Origin of the sequence: Methyloceanibacter sp., assembly GCF_050999895.1 — a bacterium.
Lineage (GTDB): Bacteria > Pseudomonadota > Alphaproteobacteria > Rhizobiales > Methyloligellaceae > Methyloceanibacter.
The window spans coordinates 1-17,379 of the sequence record NZ_JBPCOU010000042.1 but is presented as its reverse complement, the minus strand read 5'-3'; the positions used below and the strand labels follow the sequence as shown (position 1 = coordinate 17,379).

Annotated in this window: 21 protein-coding genes, 2 tRNA genes and 2 pseudogenes; 11 read left to right on the top strand and 14 right to left on the bottom strand. The window is 63.4% G+C overall.

The features are described from left to right. The first annotated feature begins 37 nt into the window (after nucleotides 1–37). Both ACR2J1_RS04200 and ACR2J1_RS04195 read left to right on the top strand, forming a co-directional pair. A tRNA-Ala gene (locus tag ACR2J1_RS04200) sits at nucleotides 38–113 on the top strand. 78 nt (nucleotides 114–191) lie between these two features. After that, nucleotides 192–440 carry a hypothetical protein gene (locus ACR2J1_RS04195; RefSeq protein WP_434018090.1) on the top strand — a complete coding sequence of 83 codons (249 nt, stop codon included), beginning with the start codon at nucleotides 192–194 and terminating at the stop codon, nucleotides 438–440. Nucleotides 441–448: 8 nt separating this feature from the next. On the opposite strand, the gene ACR2J1_RS04190 is transcribed toward ACR2J1_RS04195, so the two are convergent. Next, on the bottom strand, nucleotides 449–664 hold the full coding sequence (locus tag ACR2J1_RS04190; protein ID WP_434018089.1) for a DUF1565 domain-containing protein: 216 nt from the start codon (nucleotides 662–664) through the stop codon (nucleotides 449–451). Between the two features lie 257 nt (nucleotides 665–921). Here ACR2J1_RS04190 and ACR2J1_RS04185 point away from each other — a divergent pair, with 257 nt between their 5' ends. Both ACR2J1_RS04185 and ACR2J1_RS04180 read left to right on the top strand, forming a co-directional pair. Next, nucleotides 922–1,347: an Hsp20 family protein gene (locus ACR2J1_RS04185; RefSeq protein ID WP_434018092.1), complete on the top strand. Its 426-nt coding sequence runs from the start codon at nucleotides 922–924 to the stop codon at nucleotides 1,345–1,347. A gap of 24 nt (nucleotides 1,348–1,371) precedes the next feature. After that, complete coding sequence (locus ACR2J1_RS04180; RefSeq protein ID WP_434018088.1) at nucleotides 1,372–1,689, top strand: DUF1150 family protein; 318 nt, start codon at nucleotides 1,372–1,374, stop codon at nucleotides 1,687–1,689. A gap of 76 nt (nucleotides 1,690–1,765) precedes the next feature. On the opposite strand, the gene ptsN is transcribed toward ACR2J1_RS04180, so the two are convergent. The 8 genes from ptsN to ACR2J1_RS04140 form a co-directional block, all read right to left on the bottom strand. Then, nucleotides 1,766–2,230 (bottom strand): PTS IIA-like nitrogen regulatory protein PtsN, encoded by a 465-nt coding sequence (gene ptsN / locus ACR2J1_RS04175; RefSeq protein WP_434018087.1) that lies wholly within the window; start codon nucleotides 2,228–2,230, stop codon nucleotides 1,766–1,768. 43 nt (nucleotides 2,231–2,273) lie between these two features. Continuing rightward, complete coding sequence (locus ACR2J1_RS04170; RefSeq protein ID WP_434018086.1) at nucleotides 2,274–2,747, bottom strand: ribosome hibernation promotion factor; 474 nt, start codon at nucleotides 2,745–2,747, stop codon at nucleotides 2,274–2,276. A 277-nt stretch (nucleotides 2,748–3,024) separates the two neighbouring features. After that, on the bottom strand, nucleotides 3,025–4,680 hold the full coding sequence (gene rpoN / locus ACR2J1_RS04165) for an RNA polymerase factor sigma-54 (RefSeq protein WP_434018085.1): 1,656 nt from the start codon (nucleotides 4,678–4,680) through the stop codon (nucleotides 3,025–3,027). A gap of 33 nt (nucleotides 4,681–4,713) precedes the next feature. Next, entirely contained in the window at nucleotides 4,714–5,565 is an 852-nt protein-coding gene (lptB, locus tag ACR2J1_RS04160) for an LPS export ABC transporter ATP-binding protein (protein ID WP_434018084.1), read from the bottom strand. Nucleotides 5,566–5,610: 45 nt separating this feature from the next. After that, the gene (locus tag ACR2J1_RS04155; RefSeq protein WP_434018083.1) at nucleotides 5,611–6,504 is read right to left on the bottom strand and encodes an LptA/OstA family protein; all 894 of its coding nucleotides are present in this window, start codon (nucleotides 6,502–6,504) and stop codon (nucleotides 5,611–5,613) included. Further along, on the bottom strand, nucleotides 6,501–7,334 hold the full coding sequence (gene lptC / locus ACR2J1_RS04150; RefSeq protein WP_434018082.1) for an LPS export ABC transporter periplasmic protein LptC: 834 nt from the start codon (nucleotides 7,332–7,334) through the stop codon (nucleotides 6,501–6,503). Before lptC ends, ACR2J1_RS04155 begins: the two co-directional genes overlap by 4 nt. Before the next feature lie 101 nt (nucleotides 7,335–7,435). Continuing rightward, on the bottom strand, nucleotides 7,436–8,053 hold the full coding sequence (locus tag ACR2J1_RS04145) for a ribonuclease D (protein WP_434018081.1): 618 nt from the start codon (nucleotides 8,051–8,053) through the stop codon (nucleotides 7,436–7,438). Between the two features lie 60 nt (nucleotides 8,054–8,113). Further along, nucleotides 8,114–8,200, bottom strand: a tRNA-Leu gene (locus ACR2J1_RS04140). A 144-nt stretch (nucleotides 8,201–8,344) separates the two neighbouring features. Here ACR2J1_RS04140 and ACR2J1_RS04135 point away from each other — a divergent pair. Then, on the top strand, nucleotides 8,345–9,313 hold the full coding sequence (locus ACR2J1_RS04135; RefSeq protein WP_434018091.1) for a complex I NDUFA9 subunit family protein: 969 nt from the start codon (nucleotides 8,345–8,347) through the stop codon (nucleotides 9,311–9,313). 1 nt (nucleotide 9,314) lies between these two features. Here the strand turns inward: ACR2J1_RS04135 and ACR2J1_RS04130 are convergent. After that, nucleotides 9,315–10,112: pseudogene (locus ACR2J1_RS04130) on the bottom strand (undecaprenyl-diphosphate phosphatase). Between the two features lie 102 nt (nucleotides 10,113–10,214). Between ACR2J1_RS04130 and ACR2J1_RS04125 the strand changes: the two are divergent. From ACR2J1_RS04125 to ACR2J1_RS04115, 3 genes are read left to right on the top strand one after another with little or no spacing between them, the layout of a single operon-like run. Beyond that, nucleotides 10,215–10,901, top strand: coding sequence for a glutathione S-transferase family protein (locus ACR2J1_RS04125; protein ID WP_434018080.1), 687 nt, complete (start codon nucleotides 10,215–10,217; stop codon nucleotides 10,899–10,901). A 22-nt stretch (nucleotides 10,902–10,923) separates the two neighbouring features. Next, a complete protein-coding gene (queG, locus tag ACR2J1_RS04120; protein WP_434018079.1) occupies nucleotides 10,924–12,042 on the top strand; it encodes a tRNA epoxyqueuosine(34) reductase QueG in 1,119 nt (372 codons plus the stop codon). Beyond that, complete coding sequence (locus ACR2J1_RS04115; protein WP_434018078.1) at nucleotides 12,039–12,905, top strand: SDR family oxidoreductase; 867 nt, start codon at nucleotides 12,039–12,041, stop codon at nucleotides 12,903–12,905. The genes queG and ACR2J1_RS04115 overlap by 4 nt, the downstream gene beginning before the upstream one ends. On the opposite strand, the gene ACR2J1_RS04110 is transcribed toward ACR2J1_RS04115, so the two are convergent. After that, nucleotides 12,896–13,699, bottom strand: a complete 804-nt coding sequence (locus ACR2J1_RS04110; protein ID WP_434018077.1) for an alpha/beta hydrolase — start codon at nucleotides 13,697–13,699, stop codon at nucleotides 12,896–12,898. The two genes, ACR2J1_RS04115 and ACR2J1_RS04110, sit on opposite strands and share 10 nt — an antisense overlap. A 49-nt stretch (nucleotides 13,700–13,748) precedes the next feature. On the opposite strand from ACR2J1_RS04110, the gene ACR2J1_RS04105 reads away from it, so the two are divergent. Next, nucleotides 13,749–14,948 carry a glycosyltransferase family 4 protein gene (locus ACR2J1_RS04105; protein ID WP_434018076.1) on the top strand — a complete coding sequence of 400 codons (1,200 nt, stop codon included), beginning with the start codon at nucleotides 13,749–13,751 and terminating at the stop codon, nucleotides 14,946–14,948. Nucleotides 14,949–14,952: 4 nt separating this feature from the next. Here the strand turns inward: ACR2J1_RS04105 and ACR2J1_RS04100 are convergent, their stop codons facing one another. Continuing rightward, complete coding sequence (locus ACR2J1_RS04100) at nucleotides 14,953–15,321, bottom strand: hypothetical protein (RefSeq protein ID WP_434018075.1); 369 nt, start codon at nucleotides 15,319–15,321, stop codon at nucleotides 14,953–14,955. A 293-nt stretch (nucleotides 15,322–15,614) separates the two neighbouring features. On the opposite strand from ACR2J1_RS04100, the gene ACR2J1_RS04095 reads away from it, so the two are divergent. Both ACR2J1_RS04095 and infC read left to right on the top strand, forming a co-directional pair. After that, nucleotides 15,615–15,866 (top strand): hypothetical protein, encoded by a 252-nt coding sequence (locus ACR2J1_RS04095; RefSeq protein ID WP_434018074.1) that lies wholly within the window; start codon nucleotides 15,615–15,617, stop codon nucleotides 15,864–15,866. A 221-nt stretch (nucleotides 15,867–16,087) separates the two neighbouring features. Further along, complete coding sequence (gene infC, locus ACR2J1_RS04090) at nucleotides 16,088–16,603, top strand: translation initiation factor IF-3 (RefSeq protein WP_434018073.1); 516 nt, start codon at nucleotides 16,088–16,090, stop codon at nucleotides 16,601–16,603. Nucleotides 16,604–16,612: 9 nt separating this feature from the next. Here the strand turns inward: infC and ACR2J1_RS04085 are convergent, their stop codons facing one another. Both ACR2J1_RS04085 and ACR2J1_RS04080 read right to left on the bottom strand, forming a co-directional pair. Further along, nucleotides 16,613–16,810, bottom strand: a complete 198-nt coding sequence (locus ACR2J1_RS04085) for a hypothetical protein (RefSeq protein ID WP_434018072.1) — start codon at nucleotides 16,808–16,810, stop codon at nucleotides 16,613–16,615. A gap of 57 nt (nucleotides 16,811–16,867) precedes the next feature. Further along, nucleotides 16,868–17,365 (bottom strand): annotated as a pseudogene (locus ACR2J1_RS04080) (EAL domain-containing protein). Between the last annotated feature and the right edge of the window lie 14 nt (nucleotides 17,366–17,379).

Below are 17,379 nucleotides of genomic sequence, written 5' to 3'. Positions count from 1 at the left end.
GCTCCGAACGACCTAAGCCGGAGACCGTCTTGACGCTGGGGCCATAGCTCAGTTGGGAGAGCGCGTGAATGGCATTCACGAGGTCGGCGGTTCGATCCCGCCTGGCTCCACCAGTCCTCCAAGACTTGCGGCCTCCACGATCCGAGGCGTCATTGCGTAGCCCAAGATCACGCCAGCTCGAATTGCCCGCGTTGAAGGCCCCGTCCGTCTCGGCGGGTTCGCTCGCGCTCGGCGCATTTGCGCTCGGCGCCTTCGCGGTCGGCGCTCTCGCGATTGGCGCTCTCGCGATTGGCGCGCTTGCGATCGGTCGCCTGACTATCCGCCGTGGGGACGCCGAGAAAGTGTATCTCGGCACGGTCGAAATCGACGACCTGACGGTCAGGCGGTTGCGGGTGATGGAGAGTTCGGCTCCAGAGAACGAGGCCGTGAAGGGCGCTTAGTCTCGTCGCTAGCTTTCGCTGCCGGCGACGGCGAGGGTGAGCTTTGCGGCGCGGGCGTCGCCAATCCTTCGCGGCAGATCCTGATCGTAGGCGCCGGGCGCGATCACGAGCATATCGCCAGCGGCTGCGGCCGTGATCGCGTGCTGGACCGTTCGAAACGCCGCTCCCGGGGAGCGGCCGTCATTTGAATCTTTTCCGGTCTTGGCGCTGACGTACCAATTCATATGGGTGCTTTGCTTTGGAGGGCGAGGAAGATCAACCTTAACTCATGGGCGGGGAAGACGATAGGCACGCGCCCGCATAAACCTTAGGTTGGGGAGTTCCCGCGAGGTAGCTTGAATTTCTTGCATAATTTCCCATATCGAGGTCCTGGTCTAATGCTCAGCGCCGCACCGGGCTGGGCGGTCTTTTGGAGGCGCCGGTTAGGGCCTTTGACAGCACCGACATGTCGCAGCCGCTTAAGAACAAAGGGCTTGGCAAGATGTCGCGCGTGACGCTTCTCGATAGTCGTTTATGGCTTGGTCTCTCGGCTGGAGAGGCGCAGTTGCTGCGCACGGGCGAGGCGGCCGAAGGCGGCTACCCTCCTTACAATATCGAGCTTTTGCCCGCGGATGAAATGGGCGCCGAGACGCTTCGCATCACACTCGCCGTCGCGGGCTTCAAGATCGAGGATCTCGATATCAGCCTGGAACAGGGTCAATTAATCGTGCGCGGCAAGCAGATTGAGGACAAAGAGCGCGAATTCCTGCATCGCGGCATCGCCACGCGCCAGTTCAAACGGAGCTTTACCCTGGCCCACGGCGTTGAAGTGAAGAAGGCGGAACTCAATAACGGTCTTTTGGCGATCGAACTCGAAAGACCGCAGCAAGGGAGCGAGGCGCGCAAGGTCTGCATCTCAGGCGCCTGAATGGAAGTGCAAAGGAAAAAACGCGTGGCAGCAAAAGTGCACCGCACCTCGCATGAGGACAAGGAACCAATGACCGAATTGGAAGAAGACACGCTGGACTCCCCCCCGCGTGTTAGCCTGCGGGAGCTCGCATTGATCGGCGACGGCGAAGTTGCCTATATCAAGCAGGTGGATTCCGATGTCGCCGAGCGGCTGTTTCCGGCCTTGCACGCCGCGCCGGAAGGGATCGACCTTTACGCGCTGCTCGGCGCCGACGGTTCGCCGATTGCGCTCACCGATAGCCGCAGCGCGGCCATCGCCAACGCGATCGAGAACGACCTCGTGCCGGTGAGCGTGCACTAGCAAGACGCAGCTCTAAAGGTGTCGAAAATGCCCGGCCTTGGTGCCGGGCATTTGCATTTCTGACGATGCGACGCGGCTACGCCGCGTGGGAGGTCGCGTTCTCGGTGAGCACCGCATAGATGGCGGCGGCATCCTTGGAGGCGCGGAGCTTTTCCACCGCGGACCCTTCGCGCAAGAAACGCGACACGCGGGCAAGCGCCTTCAGATGATCGGCGCCGGCACCTTCCGGCGCCAGCAGCAGGAACGCGATATCGATGGGCTCGCCGTCGACGGCATCGAAGTGGATTGGGGTGTCGAGGCGCGCGAAGATGCCGACGATCTGCTTCAGGCCGACAAACTTGCCGTGCGGAATCGCGATGCCTTGGCCGAGCCCGGTCGAGCCGAGCCGCTCGCGTTGCAGCAGGGAATCGAAAATATACCGCGCCTCGAGACCTGTGAGGCGGGCCGCGCGCGCGGACAGCTCCTGCAGGAGCTGCTTCTTGTTCTTGGCCTTGAGCGAGGCAACGACCGCGTCGGCCGGAATGAGATCACCTAGATCCATAATAGCTACCCATCTGCTGCCAGGAGCATGAAGCGCGCGAAACCTAGCGGCGCGCCTTTGCGTTTTTTCCCGCGGGATCGACCCAACCGATATTGCCGTCTTCGCGACGGTACACCACGTTGATCCCCCCGCTGCCGGCATTGCGGAATACGAGGAAGCCTTGGTCGAACAAATCCATCTGCATGACGGCGTCACTCACCGCCATCTCGTGCACCACGGTTTCGGACTCGGCAATAATGACTGGATTGTCCTCGTCCTCATCGCTTCCCTCCTGTTCCTCGCGCGGCGACTGAATCACATAAGACGCGGCTGACGTCTCCTTACGCAGGCTCTCGTTGCTGCCGTGGCGCTTCAGCCTGCGCTTGTAACGCCGCACCCGCTTTTCCAAACGCTCGCAGGCGAGATCGGCGCTTTGATACGCTTCCGGCGCAACGCCGTGAGCCTCGAGACTCATGCCCTGCCAAAGATGAATCGTGCAATTCGTGCGGAACTCCCCGTGTTCTTTCTCGATGCGCACATGCCCCGTGGGGCGCTACCGAGAAATTTGCCGACCGAGTGTGCAACTCGCTCCTGGACGTAATTCCGCAACGCCTCGCCAACGTCCAGATTTTTACCAGTGACCTGTTATCGTCATCGACCGCGGAACTGTCGAATGGCCCTATGCGCCCCAGATTCGTGGGGTGACTCGTTACTTATATAGGCCGTCGCAGGGCCGCCCATCGCCAAGCACCTAAACTTTTCTATTGTGCTCGGCACCACCGCGGGCTGCAAGCTAGACCCCCGCCTAAAGGGTGTCAAACCCAATCCGATTTCGGCAGCGAGACCGCCAATTTTTGCCGCACCGAACATGGGTCTAGCCCGTTTGCGGCAGAGCCGTTGCCTGTGATGCGTTTCAAGCGGCGTCGCTGCACCGAAGAGGGAATGCGCAACGCCTCGCGATATTTCGCGACCGTCCTGCGCGCGATGTCGATGCCGTCGTCCTTCAGCTTCTCGACGATCTTGTCGTCGGACAGCACTTCGCTCGCGCGCTCCGCATCCACCATCTCGCGAATGCGGTGACGCACCGCCTCGGAAGAGTGGGCGTCGCCGTCGCCGGACGACGGAATCGACGAGGTGAAGAAATATTTCAGCTCGAACAGGCCGCGATTCGTGGACATGTATTTATTCGCCGTCACGCGGCTGACGGTCGACTCATGCATGAAGATCGCATCGGCCACGGTCTTCAGATTGAGGGGCCGCAGATGGCGCACGCCACTGCTGAAAAAGCCGTCCTGCTGCCGCACGATCTCCTGCGAAACTTTGAGGATGGTGCGGGCGCGCTGGTCGAGGCTTTTGACCAGCCAATTCGCGGTCTGCATGCAATCCGTCAGGTAGCTCTTGTCCTCCTTGCGCGTCGCCGACTTGGAGACAGTCGCGTAATAGGACTGATTGACGAGCACGCGCGGCAGCGTCTCGCTGTTCAGTTCGACATGGAAGCTGCCGTCCGGAAGGCCGCGAACGAGAACATCGGGGACCACCGGCTGCGCGGGCGTGGCGCCATAGATCAGGCCCGGCTTCGGGTTGAGCTGCCGCACTTCCTGAATCATGTCGCAAAGATCCTCATCCGAGACGCGGCAGATCCGCCGCAATGCGGAGAGATCGTGGACGGCGAGAAGATTGAGATTGTCGAGCAGGCTCGCCATCGCCGGGTCGCAGCGGTCGCGCTCCTTGACCTGCAAGGTGAGGCATTCGCGAAGATCGCGGGCAAACACGCCGCTAGGCTCGAAGCCCTGCATCACCGCGAGGGTCTCCTCGACAAGAGACAGCGGCGCGCCGAGGAGTTCGGCCAAGGCTGAGAGATGGCCCCGCAAATAGCCGGCCTCGTCGGTCATATCGATCAGGTGCTGGCCGATCAGCCGCCTGGCCGGATCGGCGAAGGCAAGCGTCAACTGCTCGGCGAGAAGGTCGCGCAGGGTCCGCTCTTCCGCCACATAGGCTTCGAGATTAGGCGCCTCGCCGTCGCCGCTTCCGGGCCCGCGCCCAAGCAGCGCCCAGCCCGAATCCTTGAGGCCGTCGGCGGCGAAGCCATCGGAGTCGGGAAAGGCATCCTGGGGTTCTACATCGAGATCGTCGGATTTGACGGTGCCATTGGACCGTTCGAGGTCGAGCCACTCGCCGTCGTCGGGCTCGGCGCTGCCGGTATCGGCTTCCGCGACGGCGGGACTCGATATTGCGTTCGCCTCTTGCGCCTCGCTCTCGCTGAAGGCCGGCTTCGGCTCGGCACTTTCGCTCGCGGGCGTTCCGTCGTCGCCGTCGAGCCGTTCGAGGAGCGGATTGCGCTCAAGCTCGGCCTCCACAAAGGCGGACAGCTCGAGATTCGATAATTGCAGCAGCTTGATCGCCTGCTGCAATTGCGGCGTCATCACCAGGCTTTGGCCTTGCCTGAGCTCCAGCTTTGGGGTGATCGCCATACTATTTACTCGCGGGACCGGGCGCGATCGACGTCAGATCCGGAATTGGTCGCCGAGATAAACGCGCCGAACGTCCTCGTTGTTGATGACCTCCATGGCCGTGCCATGGGTGAGCACCATGCCGTCGTGGATGATATAGGCCCGGCTGACGAGCTCCAACGTCTCGCGCACATTGTGATCGGTGATGAGAACACCGATGCCGCGCCGCGTGAGATGCTGCACGAGAGCGCGAATGTCGTTGACGGCGATCGGATCGATGCCGGCGAAGGGTTCGTCGAGAAGCATGAAGGATGGCCGTGAGGCGAGCGCGCGGGCAATCTCGACGCGCCGCCGCTCACCGCCGGAGAGACGCATGGCCGGCGAAGTCCTGAGGCGGGTGATGCGAAACTCCTCCAGGAGCGCATCGAGCTGCTTCTGGCGTTCGTGGCGATCGGGTTCGACAGTCTCGAGCACCGCAAGAATATTCTCCTCGACCGTAAGGCCTCTGAAGATCGAGGCTTCTTGCGGCAAATAGCCGATGCCAAGTCGGGCACGGCGGTACATCGGCAGCCCGGTCACGTCCCGGCCGTCAATCGTGATACTGCCCTCGTCCGCCGGGATCAGTCCCGTGATCATGTAGAACACGGTCGTCTTGCCAGCGCCGTTCGGACCAAGGAGCCCGACCGCCTCGCCGCGGTTCAGCTCGAGGCTGACGCCGCGGACGACGGTGCGCTTCTTGAAGCTCTTTACGACGGATCGGACAATGAGCCGGCCGTTCGACGACTGCGGCCGTGCCGTTGGAGCGTGGCCAGGCTGATCCAAGCCCGGGACCGGTCTTTGGATGGCGACTGCCTGGCGGTCTGGGAATGACAGCAACTTGCCCACTGACCCCTTCCGCTCGCTCAACTGAAGCGGCGCCCGGTTAACATCCAATGAAGGTCGTGCTGCGCGCTACTCATGAACACCGGGAAGCAGGACCCAGGGGTCTTTGCTCTCGGCGTCGTCGGCCGACTTCGCGTTCGGCTTTTCGGACCCGGACCCGGTCTCATCCGGCTTCGCCGCGCCCTGCTCGCCGCTAGGCGCGGCGCCCTCGGGCTTGCTGTCCGACTTGGGCTTGGAGCCACCGTCGTCCTTGGGCATGAATAGGGCACGAATGCGCTTTCCGGGGGTAACCCCTCCCGTGTTCTCGAACCGGCTCTCGCCCGTTTCCAGGTTGATGACGAGCCTATCTCCCTTTAGCACGTTCTGACCCTGGGTTAACACCACATTGCCGCCCACGGTTACCGTGCGGGCCGGCACGTCGTAGAGGGCCCAATCGCTGGTCGTGGTCTGATCGTCCTTGCTGTTGATGATGACCTCGCCGCGCGCCTCGATCTTCGTGATCTTGGAGCTGGGGTCGTCGGCCTTATCGCCGGTCGTGGCGGCGCCTGCCTTGGCATCGCCTGCCTTGGGATCCACCGCCTTGGGATCGGCGCTCTTGGCGACAGCATTGCCTTGCGGTTGTGCCGCGGGCGTGCTCGCTGGCTGCGCCTTTGCGTCGCCATCCTTTTCCGCGCCGCCCGCAAGGTCTTCCGCGCCGCCGACATAATGCACGTCGAGTTCGCTCGCGCGCAGCGTGGTGGTGCCCTGGACCGCTTTCACATTACCTTTGAAGGTCGCGTATTTCTTCGCGTCGTGAACGACGAGAACATCGGACTCGATATCGATCGGGTCCTTGGAACTCTCCGACAATCCACCGAATGAATTGGAGAGCGTCTGCGCCGACGCGGCGCCCGTCAGCACGAGCACGACGCTGACCGTTACACCGCATAGACCGGCCAGAGACGCCCACGAACGCACGCTCATAGCGGCTTCTCCACCGTAGCCCCTGCTCCCGGCACGGCGGGAGCCGGCGGCGCGGAACTCGACGCTTGCGGTGCGGCGCCTGCCGGTTGCGGCGGCGCCGCCACATGCGGCGCTGGCGCGGTTTGGCTCGGCTTTGTGGCCGCCGCGGCTCCTTCTTTTTCTGGCTTCGGAGTCTTGGTAAGATGCACTTTCACTTTGCCGCGGAATTCAAGTTCATGGTCGGCAGAGCGGAGCGTGAGCGCACTCGCGCTGACGGTCCCGCTCGGCATGACGAAGGACACGGGGCGGTGCGAACGCAGCGTCTGGGTCTTCATGTCGAGGGTCGCATGCTTCAAGGTTCCGCTGACGCCTGAGCTTGTCGCGATGGTGATCTTCTCCTGCATGACGAGCCGCTCGATCCTCGTATCGAACACGCCGCGCACGGCATTCATGCGCGACCAGCCGCCGGATGGGTTCGCAACATCGGCCCTAATGGCATGCAGCTTGATCACCTTGGGATTCTTGATCTCCTGATCGGCATAGTCGGCGCCGATGGTGTAGGTGCCGTTGTCCTTGTTGGCGCCCTGAAGCTTGGGATTGACCATGCGAAGATTGCCCCCGCTGACCTCCATGCCGCTGATGCTGGCCGTGATGTCGCCAACCCTGACGCTCATGCTGGAGGAAATGAAATAGGCGGCAAGCACAACCAGGGCGATGACCGGAAGCGTCCGGCGCAGAATGGTGACGATGCGGCTATGATGCGCGGCGCGCCGAAAGGCCCTCTCGCGCTCCTCCGTGGAGCGGGGGCGATACCCTCCATGCGCCGAAGCGACATCTGCGCTCATAGCCATTCGTTTGCCCGATGCTCCTCGAGGCGGCTTCCCGCCTGCCCAGGTCAGCTAGCCGCAGGATTTTGCTCAGATTGCGACGCCTGCGACCCTGCGGTTTTCGCCTAATGGGCGAAGGGATCGATCTCCGCCCAGCCGCGAAGGTCGAGCTCGGCGCGGGTCGGCAGGAAGTCGAAGCAAGCCCGCGCAAGCTCCTCCCGTCCCTCACGCCGCAGCATGGCATCCAGTTTCTCCCTTAGGGCGTGCAGATGCAACACGTCGCTCGCGGCATAATTGAGCTGGTCGGGCGTAAGCTGGTCCGCGCCCCAATCGGAGGATTGCTGCTGCTTTGACAGTTCGACCCCCAGCATCTCGCGGCAGAGATCCTTGAGACCATGGCGGTCGGTAAAGGTGCGGGCGAGTTTCGAGGCCACTTTGGTGCAATAGACCGGCCGTGGCATCACCCCGAGAAAATGCTTGAGAACGGCCATGTCGAAGCGGCCGTAATGGAATATCTTCAGCACGCTCTCATCGGCGAGCAGCCTCTTCAGCTCCGGGGCCTCATAGGTTTTGCCGAACTGGACGAGTTCGGCCCTCCCGTCGCCCGAGGAGAGCTGGACGAGGCAGAGCCGGTCGCGGAAGGGATTGAGCCCTAAGGTTTCGGTGTCGATGGCGACAGAGGGACCGCTGAAACGGCCCGTTGGCAGGTCGCCGCGATGCAGGTCGGGAAGAGGCTGGTTCAAGGTTCTTTCGCTTGCCCCCGTGGGGGCTTTCCAGGTCAAGGTGCCCGGAAAGCAAGACTTTGGTGCCCAGGAGAAGACTCGAACTTCCACGCCCTTTCGGGCACTAGCACCTGAAGCTAGCGCGTCTACCAGTTCCGCCACCTGGGCATGAAGGACTTGAGGTACGATTGGCGTCGGCCAAAGTCAATCCGCGCCGATCGTCTTGAGCGCCTTGATCCGGGTCGTGTATTGCTGCTCAAAGCTGCTGCCGACCCGCTAGGCTCAACTCCATCGAAGGGCAGTCCCGTGGCGATCACCCTGAACAACTCGGCCCTGGTCACGATCTATGGTGGCTCTGGGTTCCTCGGCCGCAACGTCGTCCGTGCCATCGCCAAGACTGGCGCGCGCATGCGGATCGCCGTGCGCCGGCCCGACCTTGCCGGCCATTTGCAGCCGCTTGGCAGCGTCGGGCAGATCAACGCGGTGCAGGTCAATGTGCGCTACCCGGACTCGCTGCTCGCGGCGGCAAAGTGCGCGGACGCCGTGATCAATCTGGTCGGCATTCTGTTTCCGACGGGCAATCAGACCTTCAAGTCCGTGCAGGACGAGGGCGCGCGGAACGTCGCGGAAGCGGCACGTGCCAATGGCGTCGGCACCTTCGTGCATCTCTCCGCGATCGGCGCCGACCGCGACTCCCTCTCCGCCTATGCGCGCAGCAAGGCGGAAGGCGAGGAGGCGGTACGACATGCTTTCCCCGACGCAGTGATCTTGCGCCCTTCTGTCGTGTTCGGACCAGATGACGATTTCTTCAACCGCTTCGCGGCGCTCGCGCGCATCGCGCCTGTCCTTCCGCTGATCGGTGGCGGCAAGACGCGGTTTCAGCCTGTGTTCGTCGGCGATGTGTCCAAGGCCGTGCTGGCGGGCCTTACGGGGAGAGTCCACGCCGAGGGGCCCTATGAGCTCGGCGGCCCGGAGATCGTGACTTTGAAAGAAGTGATGGAGCGCGTGCTCGCCTACTCGATGCGCAAGCGCCCGCTCGTTCCCGTGCCCTTCTGGTTCGCCAAGATGAAGGCGGCGTTCCTGCAATTGCTGCCGAAGCCCCCGCTGACGATCGATCAGGTGCGGCTGCTTGAGACCGACAATGTGGTGAGCGAGGCGGCCATCCATGACGGCCGCACGCTTGAAGGCCTCGGCATCGAGCCGGTGGCGATCGAGGCGGTCGTGCCCGATTATCTCGAACAGTTCCGGCCGCGCGGCCAGTTCTCGATCTATCGGCCGTAGTCTAAGTGTAAAGCATCGCGAGGAGGAAGCCGCCAAGCACCATGCGGTAGAGCACGAAAGGCAATAGGCTCACGCGCTTCAGCACCGCCATGAGAAAGGCGATCGCGGCGAGGCCAGCGACGAAGGTGAGGGCCGCACATTCGAACGTGCCCGGCGTGATTGACTCGCCGGCGCGGAGGGCCTCGATCAGTTTCAAGGCGCCCGCCGCACCGATGGCGGGGATGCCGAGCAGGAATGAGAAACGTGCCGCGTCGGGGCGGGTAAATCCTAGGAAGCGACCGGCGGTGATTGTCACCCCGGACCGGCTGGTGCCCGGTATGAGTGCGAGCGCCTGCGCGAAGCCAATGAACAGTGCCATGCCCAAGGTGATGTCTTTCATGGTGCGAATCTGCGGACGCAGCATGTCGGCGATCAACATCAAGATGCCGTAGAGAATCGTGTTCCAGGCGACCACGGCGAGGTTGCGCTAGAGATGCGGAAAGTCGAAGCTTTCGAGCACGAGACCGCACAGGACCGCGGGGATGGTGCCGAGCAAAATATAGATTGCAAGGCGCCCGTCGTCGGTGATGCGGCCCTTGAACAGCTCGATCGTGCCGAGGATGAGCTTCCAGACATCCCGCCAGAAATAGATGAGAATCGCGAGCAGGGTGCCGAGATGCACCATGACATCGACGAACTGGCCCTGGTCCGGCCAGCCGGTCAGCGCAGGGATGAGAATAAGGTGCCCTGACGACGAAATCGGCAGGAATTCGGTGACTCCCTGCACCACCGCCAGCACAATGATCTGCTCTACGGTCATAGCCCCCCGTGGCGCCGCTTGTTCGGCGCGCGAGCAGGTTCTATACCGGGGGCCCAGCCGCCGTGAAATTCTTTTCGCGGCCCCAAGCCACCGAATAGGTCGATGGCAACACTCCTACACTATCCACTTTGCGCCTATTCCCGCTCGATCCGCCTGGCTCTCGACGAGTGCGGCATCGAGGTCGCGGCCGTCGAAGAACGGCCGTGGGAATGGCGCCAAGGCTTTATCGAGCTCAATCCGGCGGGCACGTTGCCTGTGCTGGTGACCGACGAGCACGGCGTCATCGCGGGCGCCTATGCCATTTCCGAATATCTCGGCGAAACGATCGATGCGACTGGAAACCGCGGCTTCCATCCCTTTCCCGGCGATGCCGTGGAGCGCGCGGAGGTCAGGCGACTCGTCGACTGGTTTCATCGCAAGTTCCATGACGAGGTGACGAGCTACCTCGTCGACGAGAAGGTTTTTCGCCGCTTCGGACCGAATAGCGGGTCGCCTGACACGGAGGCGATGCGCGCCGGCCATGACAATCTACGCTATCATCTTGCCTATATCGGCCACCTCGCGGAGACGCGGAGCTGGATCGGCGGCAGCGCCTTGAGCTTCGCCGATCTTGCGGCGGCCGCGCATCTGTCGACGCTCGACTATCTCGGCGAGGTGCCGTGGGAAGATTACGAGGCGGCGAAGAACTGGTATGCGCTGCTCAAGTCGAGGCCCTCGTTCCGGCCACTGCTGCAGGATCGTGTTGCCGGTTTCATCCCCTCTGGAACCTACGCCGACCTCGACTTCTGACGCACAGCCCGACATTAGACCCATGTCCGAACCCCTGAAGAGCGAGATCGCGCGCGAAGCCGAAGCGCTCGGCTTCGATGTGGTGCGCTTTACGTCCGCCGACGCTGCCGATGGCGCCGGCGCGGCGCTGCATGCGTTTCTCGCCGAGGGGCGGCACGGCGACATGGGATGGCTCGCAGCCACCGCGGATCGCCGCGAAGCCCCGCTCGCTCTCTGGCCGGAGGCACGCAGCGTCATCCTGCTCGGTCTGAATTATGGCCCCGACGGCGACCCGCTTTCCATTCTGGGTGAACGTTCGCGCGGCGCGATCTCGGTCTACGCGCAGCGCGCCGATTATCACGACGTGTTCAAAGCCAAGCTGAAGACGCTTGCGCGCCTCGTGCAAACTCTCGCCGAGGCCGAGGTGAAAGTCTTCGTCGATACCGCACCGGTGATGGAGAAGCCTCTTGCCGCAAAGGCGGGAGTGGGTTGGCAGGGCAAGCATACCAATCTCGTGTCGCGCGACTTCGGGTCGTGGCTTTTCATCGGCTCGATCTTCACCACCGCCGAGCTTCCCGCGGATGCGCCGGAAGAGGATCATTGCGGCGGCTGCAGCCGTTGTCTCGATATCTGCCCGACGCGCGCCTTCACCGCCCCCTATCGCATCGATGCCCGTCGCTGCATCTCGTATCTCACCATTGAGCATAAGGGTCACATCGCGCCGGAATTTCGCGAGGCGATGGGCAACCGCATCTTCGGCTGCGACGATTGCCTTGCAGTCTGCCCCTGGAACAAGTTTGCGCACGCGGCGCGCAAGACAACTCTCAGCGTTAGGGAAGAGACGAACAATCCACCGCTCGCGGAGTTGCTCTCTCTCGACGATGCAGCCTTCCGAGCGCGCTTCCGCGGCACGCCCGTCAAGCGCACCGGGCGCGACCGCTTCATGCGCAACGTCCTTATCGCGGCCGGCAATTCCGGCGACGTGACGCTGATGCCGCAAATCGAGGGCCTGCTCGACGATGCCTCTCCCCTCGTCCGTGCCATGGCGGTGTGGGCGCTGTCCCGGCTCGCGCCGCAGCGGCTTCGGGCGCTGCGCCCCTTTTTAGCGCCCGCCGAGGCCGATCCCGCCGTGCGCGGCGAATGGCTTGAGGCCGCGGCGTGAACCGTCTCTTCTCCTTCGGCCTCGGGTTCAGCGCCGAAGTACTTTCCGCGCGTCTTGCGGCCCAAGGCTGGGAAATCGCCGGCACGTCGCGCGATGCGGCGAATATCGAGCGGCTTACGGCGATCGGCTACGGCGTCGTGCGCTTTACCGGCGCGTTCAGCGACGAACTGGCGCGCGCGCTCCACGGCACCACGCATCTGCTGCATTCAATCCCACCCGGGACCGATGGCGATCCCGTGCTCAACGCCGCAAGCGAGGCGATCGCCGCTCTGCCTGCGCTTCAATGGACCGGCTATCTCTCCACGGTCGGCGTCTATGGGGATCAGAAGGGCGCCTGGGTGGACGAGGAGACGCCCGTCGCGCCGAACAGTGAACGCACGCATGCACGCGTCACAGCTGAGACGGCATGGCTCGCCTTCGGCACCGAGATTGGTGTGCCAGTGCAGATCTTCCGCCTTGCCGGCATCTACGGTCCTGGGCGGAGCGCCTTCGACAAGCTGAAAGACGGCACGGCGCGGCGCATCGTGAAGCCCGGGCAGGTCTTCAGCCGCATCCATGTCGAAGACATCGCGAGCGTGCTGGAGGGTTCCATCGCGCAGCCGCATGCGGGGGCCATTTACAATGTTGCCGACGACGAGCCCGCACCGCCTGACGAGGTGATCGCGCATGCTGCCGAGCTGCTCGGCGTTCCGCCGCCTCCTGCGGTGCCGTTCGAGGAGGCCGACCTCCCGCCGATGGCGCGCAGCTTCTACCAAGGCACGCGGCGGATCGGCAATAAGCGCATCAAGTCAGAGCTTGGCGTGAGCTTGCGCTATCCCACCTATCGCGACGGCCTTGCGGCGCTGCTAGATGCTCAGCGGTGATCTCTCACCGACGCGAGCAGCGCCGCGATTGTCGCTTCCAGCCGGCGCAGATCATGCGGCTCGGAGAGGCGATGATCGCCTTCCTTGATGAGGTTGAGTTCGACGTCGTCGCCATCCAGCAGATCGACGAGCGCCAGCGCGTGGCGCCACGGGACGTCCGGATCGCGCATGCCCTGGATAATGCGCACCGGACATCCCGGATCGAACGTTGACGCTTCGAGGAGATGATTGCGGCCTTCTTCGATGACGCGCCGCGTGATGGGATAGGGATCACCGTAAGCGGAGGCATGATAATAAACGCCCTCCTGCTCGACCTTGGCTTTGATCTCCGTCGGAAGAACGCGCCACATCAAGGTTTCGGTCATGTCGAATGCCGGCGCGATCAGCACGAGTCCGGCGAGCCGTCGCGATGCGCCGTGCTTCGCAAGAATACGCGCCAAGAGCAGCGCAAGCCATCCGCCCATGGACGACCCGACGACGATGGCGCGCCGCTTGCCGAGAAGATCGAACATGGCGATCGACTCTTCCAGCCAGTCGCCGATGGTAGCGTCGATCAGCGCGCCGTCCGAAGCGCCGTGCGCCGAATAGTCGAAGCGCAGAATGGGGACCTCACGGGCGCGCGCCCACTCCGCCACCGTCGTCGCCTTGGTGCCTTCCATGTCGGCGCGGAAGCCCGAGAGCCAGACCAGCGCCACCTTGCCATCGTCGGCGTCCGTGCCAGTCCAGCGATAGGCGATGCGGCGGCGGCGCGCGCCTGAGCCGATCTCCGCGAATTGCCGTGATCCAACGTCCATTCTAAGAAGCCCTGCATCGTTGCCGAGCCATTCACACGAAGTTTACCCCATGCCCAATGTGACCATATTGCAGGTCGTCCCGCGCCTCGAAACCGGAGGCAGCGAGATGACGACCGTCGAAATCGCCGAGGCGCTGACCCGAGCCGGCGCGAAGGCGTTGGTCGCGACCGAAGGCGGGCGCATGGCAAAGGCAATCGTGCAAGCCGGCGGCGAGGTGGTTCCGATGCCTGTCGCCAGCAAAAACCCCCTTACCATGCTCGCCAATGCGCGCAAACTCGCGCGGCTCATCGAGGCGCGCGGCGTGGATCTCGTCCATGCCCGCAGCCGCGCCCCGGCATGGAGCGCTTTCATCGCCGCGCGCTGGACCAAGCGACCCTTCGTCACCACCTATCATGGCGCCTATAGCAGCCCCGGTCCGCTCAAGGCGCTCTACAACAGCGTCATGGGGCGCGGCGACCGCGTGATCGCCAATTCGCTGTACACCGCCGATCTTGTCGTCGGCCGCCAGCACGTCGCGCGAGATCGCATTCGCGTCGTCTATCGCGGCCTGGATAGCGCGGTCTTCGATCCGCTCGTGGTCCCGCCGGGACCCGTCAGCAAGCTCCGGCAAGTCTGGGGCGTCGCGCCGGAAACGCGCATCGTGCTGCATGCCGCGCGGATCAGCAGTATCAAGGGCCAGCCGCAGACTATCGAGGCCGCCGCCCGTCTGGACAAAGAGGGCGCGCTTGCGGGTGTTTGCATCATCCTCGCCGGCGACGCCCCAGGCAAGGCTGTCTACCGCCAGGAACTGCTCGACCTCATCGCCGGCAACAAGCTCGAAGACAAGGTGCTCGTCGTCGGCCATTGCAGCGACATGCCGGTCGCCTTTCTCGCAGCCGACCTTGCCCTGGTGCCGTCGCTCGTCGCCGAGACCTTCGGGCGCACCAGCATCGAGGCGCAGGCCATGGGATGCCCGGTTATCGTGTCAGACCTTGGAGCCTTGCCGGAGACGATCGGCGAGGTCGAGGACTTCACGGGCTGGAGCGTTCCGGCGGGCGATGCCGGGGCGCTCGCCGACCGCATCAAGTTCGCGCTGTCGCTGTCGCCCGCCGACAGAGCCGCAATCGGAGCGCGCGGCCGCGCGCGCGTCGTCGCCCTGTTCGAGCTTTCGCAGATGCAGGCCAAGACCCTCGCCGTTTACGACGAGCTGCTCGGCACCAATCTGGCCGAGCTGTACGAAAATCCGCCGGCCTACGCGGCCGAACCCTGATCCGCTACCAGCAAACTTTGGTGCCGGAGGTGCAGACCGCCGGCGACACCACGCCCTTCCAGCAGATCGTATAGGTCCGATCGGTCACGTCGTCGGGCGGCAGGAAGAGATTCTCGGAAATGGTGCTGCGCCAATAGGGATTGGGATTGGGCTTCCAGGGCGTCGCCTCGTAGGTCTGCACATTATGCTCGGCCTGCCATTTCGCAACGGCATCGGCGAGCGCGCCGAGCGCGGCCGCCGAAGCAGCCTGCTTGCCGAGCCCATCCCCGGTGCCGGAAATCAGCAGGCACCGCCTTGTGGGGCTTCCTTGCGCGAGGCCCGCGACCGTCAGGCCCAACAGAACAATTGCGGCGATCAGCACCCGCATCTTCATCTCCCGTCTCCTATTCTATCCCACCATGCCTTGTCCGGGCGCGGGGGAAAAGCCTTGCTGCGACAGGCGAGCTTCCCCATGTAGGAAACTTGAACGCGCGAGGGGACGTTCCCCGCGCCAATCTGCCGGCACATCACAAGTGTCCGCATGAAAGCTGGATCGTACCAGCCGATCTTTGCCGGAAATCCTTGGAGGACAGGCGCCATCGCAAGATGGGCAGGCTCGATGCGCGCACGCGCACAAGAGGAGTTCGTTATGAGTGTTGGACTTTATTCGACTGGAAGCAGGGCGGCATGAAGCTATTCGTCACCCTCATCGTCAAGGCGTGCCTGGCGAGCGGCGCGGCGGGCCCCGGACAATGCGTCGATGTCCCCGTCCCGCCCGAAACCATGACCGCGGAGATGTCGCCGCGCTCCTGCATCGGCCGGGCCGGTTACCTCGCTTCCATGCAGTATCTTGAGCAGAACCCGGCCTATCATGGCTACGCCGTCGGCGGCTGGAGCTGCCAGCTCACCGATTATGCGGGACCGGCAAGCGCGAGCTAGACCGGCGATTCCGTTGTTCCCCTTGCCCCGGCGGGTCGTGCAGACCGCGATCCGCCGGGATCGAGGGCAGAATCCCTCGCGTTTGACTTGTCATTGTGAATTCCCATCCTGTAGAACCTTGAAGCGTTCAGCGCCGGACGAGGAACAAGGCTCGTCCCGACGGGGATCGCAGCTGTGTTCGGAACAGAGGAGAGCGACACATCGCAAGACGGCCGACGAATTTGACTCCCAACAGGGAGGGCCCCCGCATCAACGAGGGCATCACCGTTCCCAACATCCAGCTCATCGATGCCACTGGCATTAATATCGGCGTGATCTCCACGACGGATGGCATCGCGCACGCGCTTGAAGCCGGGCTCGATCTCGTGGAGATTGCTCCGAATTCGGAGCCGCCGGTCTGCAAGCTCCTCGACTACGGCAAGTTCAAATATCAGTCGCAGAAGAAGGCGGCCGAAGCGCGCAAGAAGCAGCGCACCGTCGAGATCAAAGAGATCAAGATGCGGCCGAACATCGATACGCACGACTACGATGTGAAGATGCGCTCGATGCGCCGCTTCTTCGAGGAAGGCGACAAGGTCAAGGTGACGCTAAGGTTCCGGGGGCGCGAGATGGCGCATCAGGAGCTCGGTGCGCAGTTGCTCGACCGCGTCAAGCTCGACACCACGACCATCGCCAAGGTTGAGTCCGAGCCCCGGCTGGAGGGGCGGCAGATGGTGATGGTACTCGCGCCGCGTTAGCCCCAAGACTCAAGCGATGTGCCGCGACCTGTCGGATAGCGGCCGTGCGACTTCCGCCGCCGGTTCGGCCTGCCGAAGAAAAAGCCCTGCCCGGTCTCGCAGCTTGAGCAAGAGATCAAGGGTCTCTTGGGTCTCGATGCCTTCCGCGGTCACTTGAAGGCCGAGGACCCGGCCGAGACCAACGATGGCTTCGACGGAGCTTCGCATCCTCCGGCTTCTCCACCGCCTGCATGACGAAGGAACGATCGATTTTGATCGGTCGAGCTACAGCTCGCGCAAATGATGCGGGCCGGAATAGCCGGTGCCGAAATCATCGATCGCGATGCGCACGCCGACATTGCGCATGGATTGCAGCATGCTTTTGGCCTCATCGAGCCTTTTCACCACCGCCGTCTCGGTCAGCTCGATTTCCAGCCGGTGCGGCGGGAAGGACGCCCTGATAAGGGATCGGTGAATTGCCGCGGCGACATATTGAAGGACAGGAATGTATCACCGGGAAAGGACGCGGCTTCGGCGAGCGCGCGCGAGCAGCGCATCGGTAAGTTCGCCGATGACACCGGTATATTCCGCAATCGGAATGAAGACGACATGCGGCACAATGCCTTCCGTCGGGTGCAGCCAGCGCGCCAAGACCTCGTAGCCGATGATATTGCCGTCCGCGAGTTCGACGATCGGCTGATAGAACGGCACGATCTTGCCCGAGGCGATGGCGCTTCTAATCTCCGTCTCGAGCTTCACCCGCTGTTGCAAGCGATCGTCCATGTCGCGGTCGAAAA

Excerpts from the sequence above, each read along its gene's own strand:
- ACR2J1_RS04190 (WP_434018089.1), bottom strand. The coding sequence starts at position 664 with ATGAATTGGTACGTCAGCGCCAAGACCGGAAAAGATTCAAATGACGGC.
- ACR2J1_RS04185 (WP_434018092.1), top strand. The coding sequence starts at position 922 with ATGTCGCGCGTGACGCTTCTCGATAGTCGTTTATGGCTTGGTCTCTCG.
- ptsN (WP_434018087.1), bottom strand. The coding sequence starts at position 2,230 with ATGGATCTAGGTGATCTCATTCCGGCCGACGCGGTCGTTGCCTCGCTC.
- rpoN (WP_434018085.1), bottom strand. The coding sequence starts at position 4,680 with ATGGCGATCACCCCAAAGCTGGAGCTCAGGCAAGGCCAAAGCCTGGTG.
- ACR2J1_RS04155 (WP_434018083.1), bottom strand. The coding sequence starts at position 6,504 with ATGAGCGTGCGTTCGTGGGCGTCTCTGGCCGGTCTATGCGGTGTAACG.
- lptC (WP_434018082.1), bottom strand. The coding sequence starts at position 7,334 with ATGGCTATGAGCGCAGATGTCGCTTCGGCGCATGGAGGGTATCGCCCC.
- ACR2J1_RS04125 (WP_434018080.1), top strand. The coding sequence starts at position 10,215 with ATGGCAACACTCCTACACTATCCACTTTGCGCCTATTCCCGCTCGATC.
- queG (WP_434018079.1), top strand. The coding sequence starts at position 10,924 with ATGTCCGAACCCCTGAAGAGCGAGATCGCGCGCGAAGCCGAAGCGCTC.
- ACR2J1_RS04110 (WP_434018077.1), bottom strand. The coding sequence starts at position 13,699 with ATGGACGTTGGATCACGGCAATTCGCGGAGATCGGCTCAGGCGCGCGC.
- ACR2J1_RS04105 (WP_434018076.1), top strand. The coding sequence starts at position 13,749 with ATGCCCAATGTGACCATATTGCAGGTCGTCCCGCGCCTCGAAACCGGA.
- ACR2J1_RS04100 (WP_434018075.1), bottom strand. The coding sequence starts at position 15,321 with ATGAAGATGCGGGTGCTGATCGCCGCAATTGTTCTGTTGGGCCTGACG.
- ACR2J1_RS04095 (WP_434018074.1), top strand. The coding sequence starts at position 15,615 with ATGAAGCTATTCGTCACCCTCATCGTCAAGGCGTGCCTGGCGAGCGGC.
- ACR2J1_RS04085 (WP_434018072.1), bottom strand. The coding sequence starts at position 16,810 with ATGCGAAGCTCCGTCGAAGCCATCGTTGGTCTCGGCCGGGTCCTCGGC.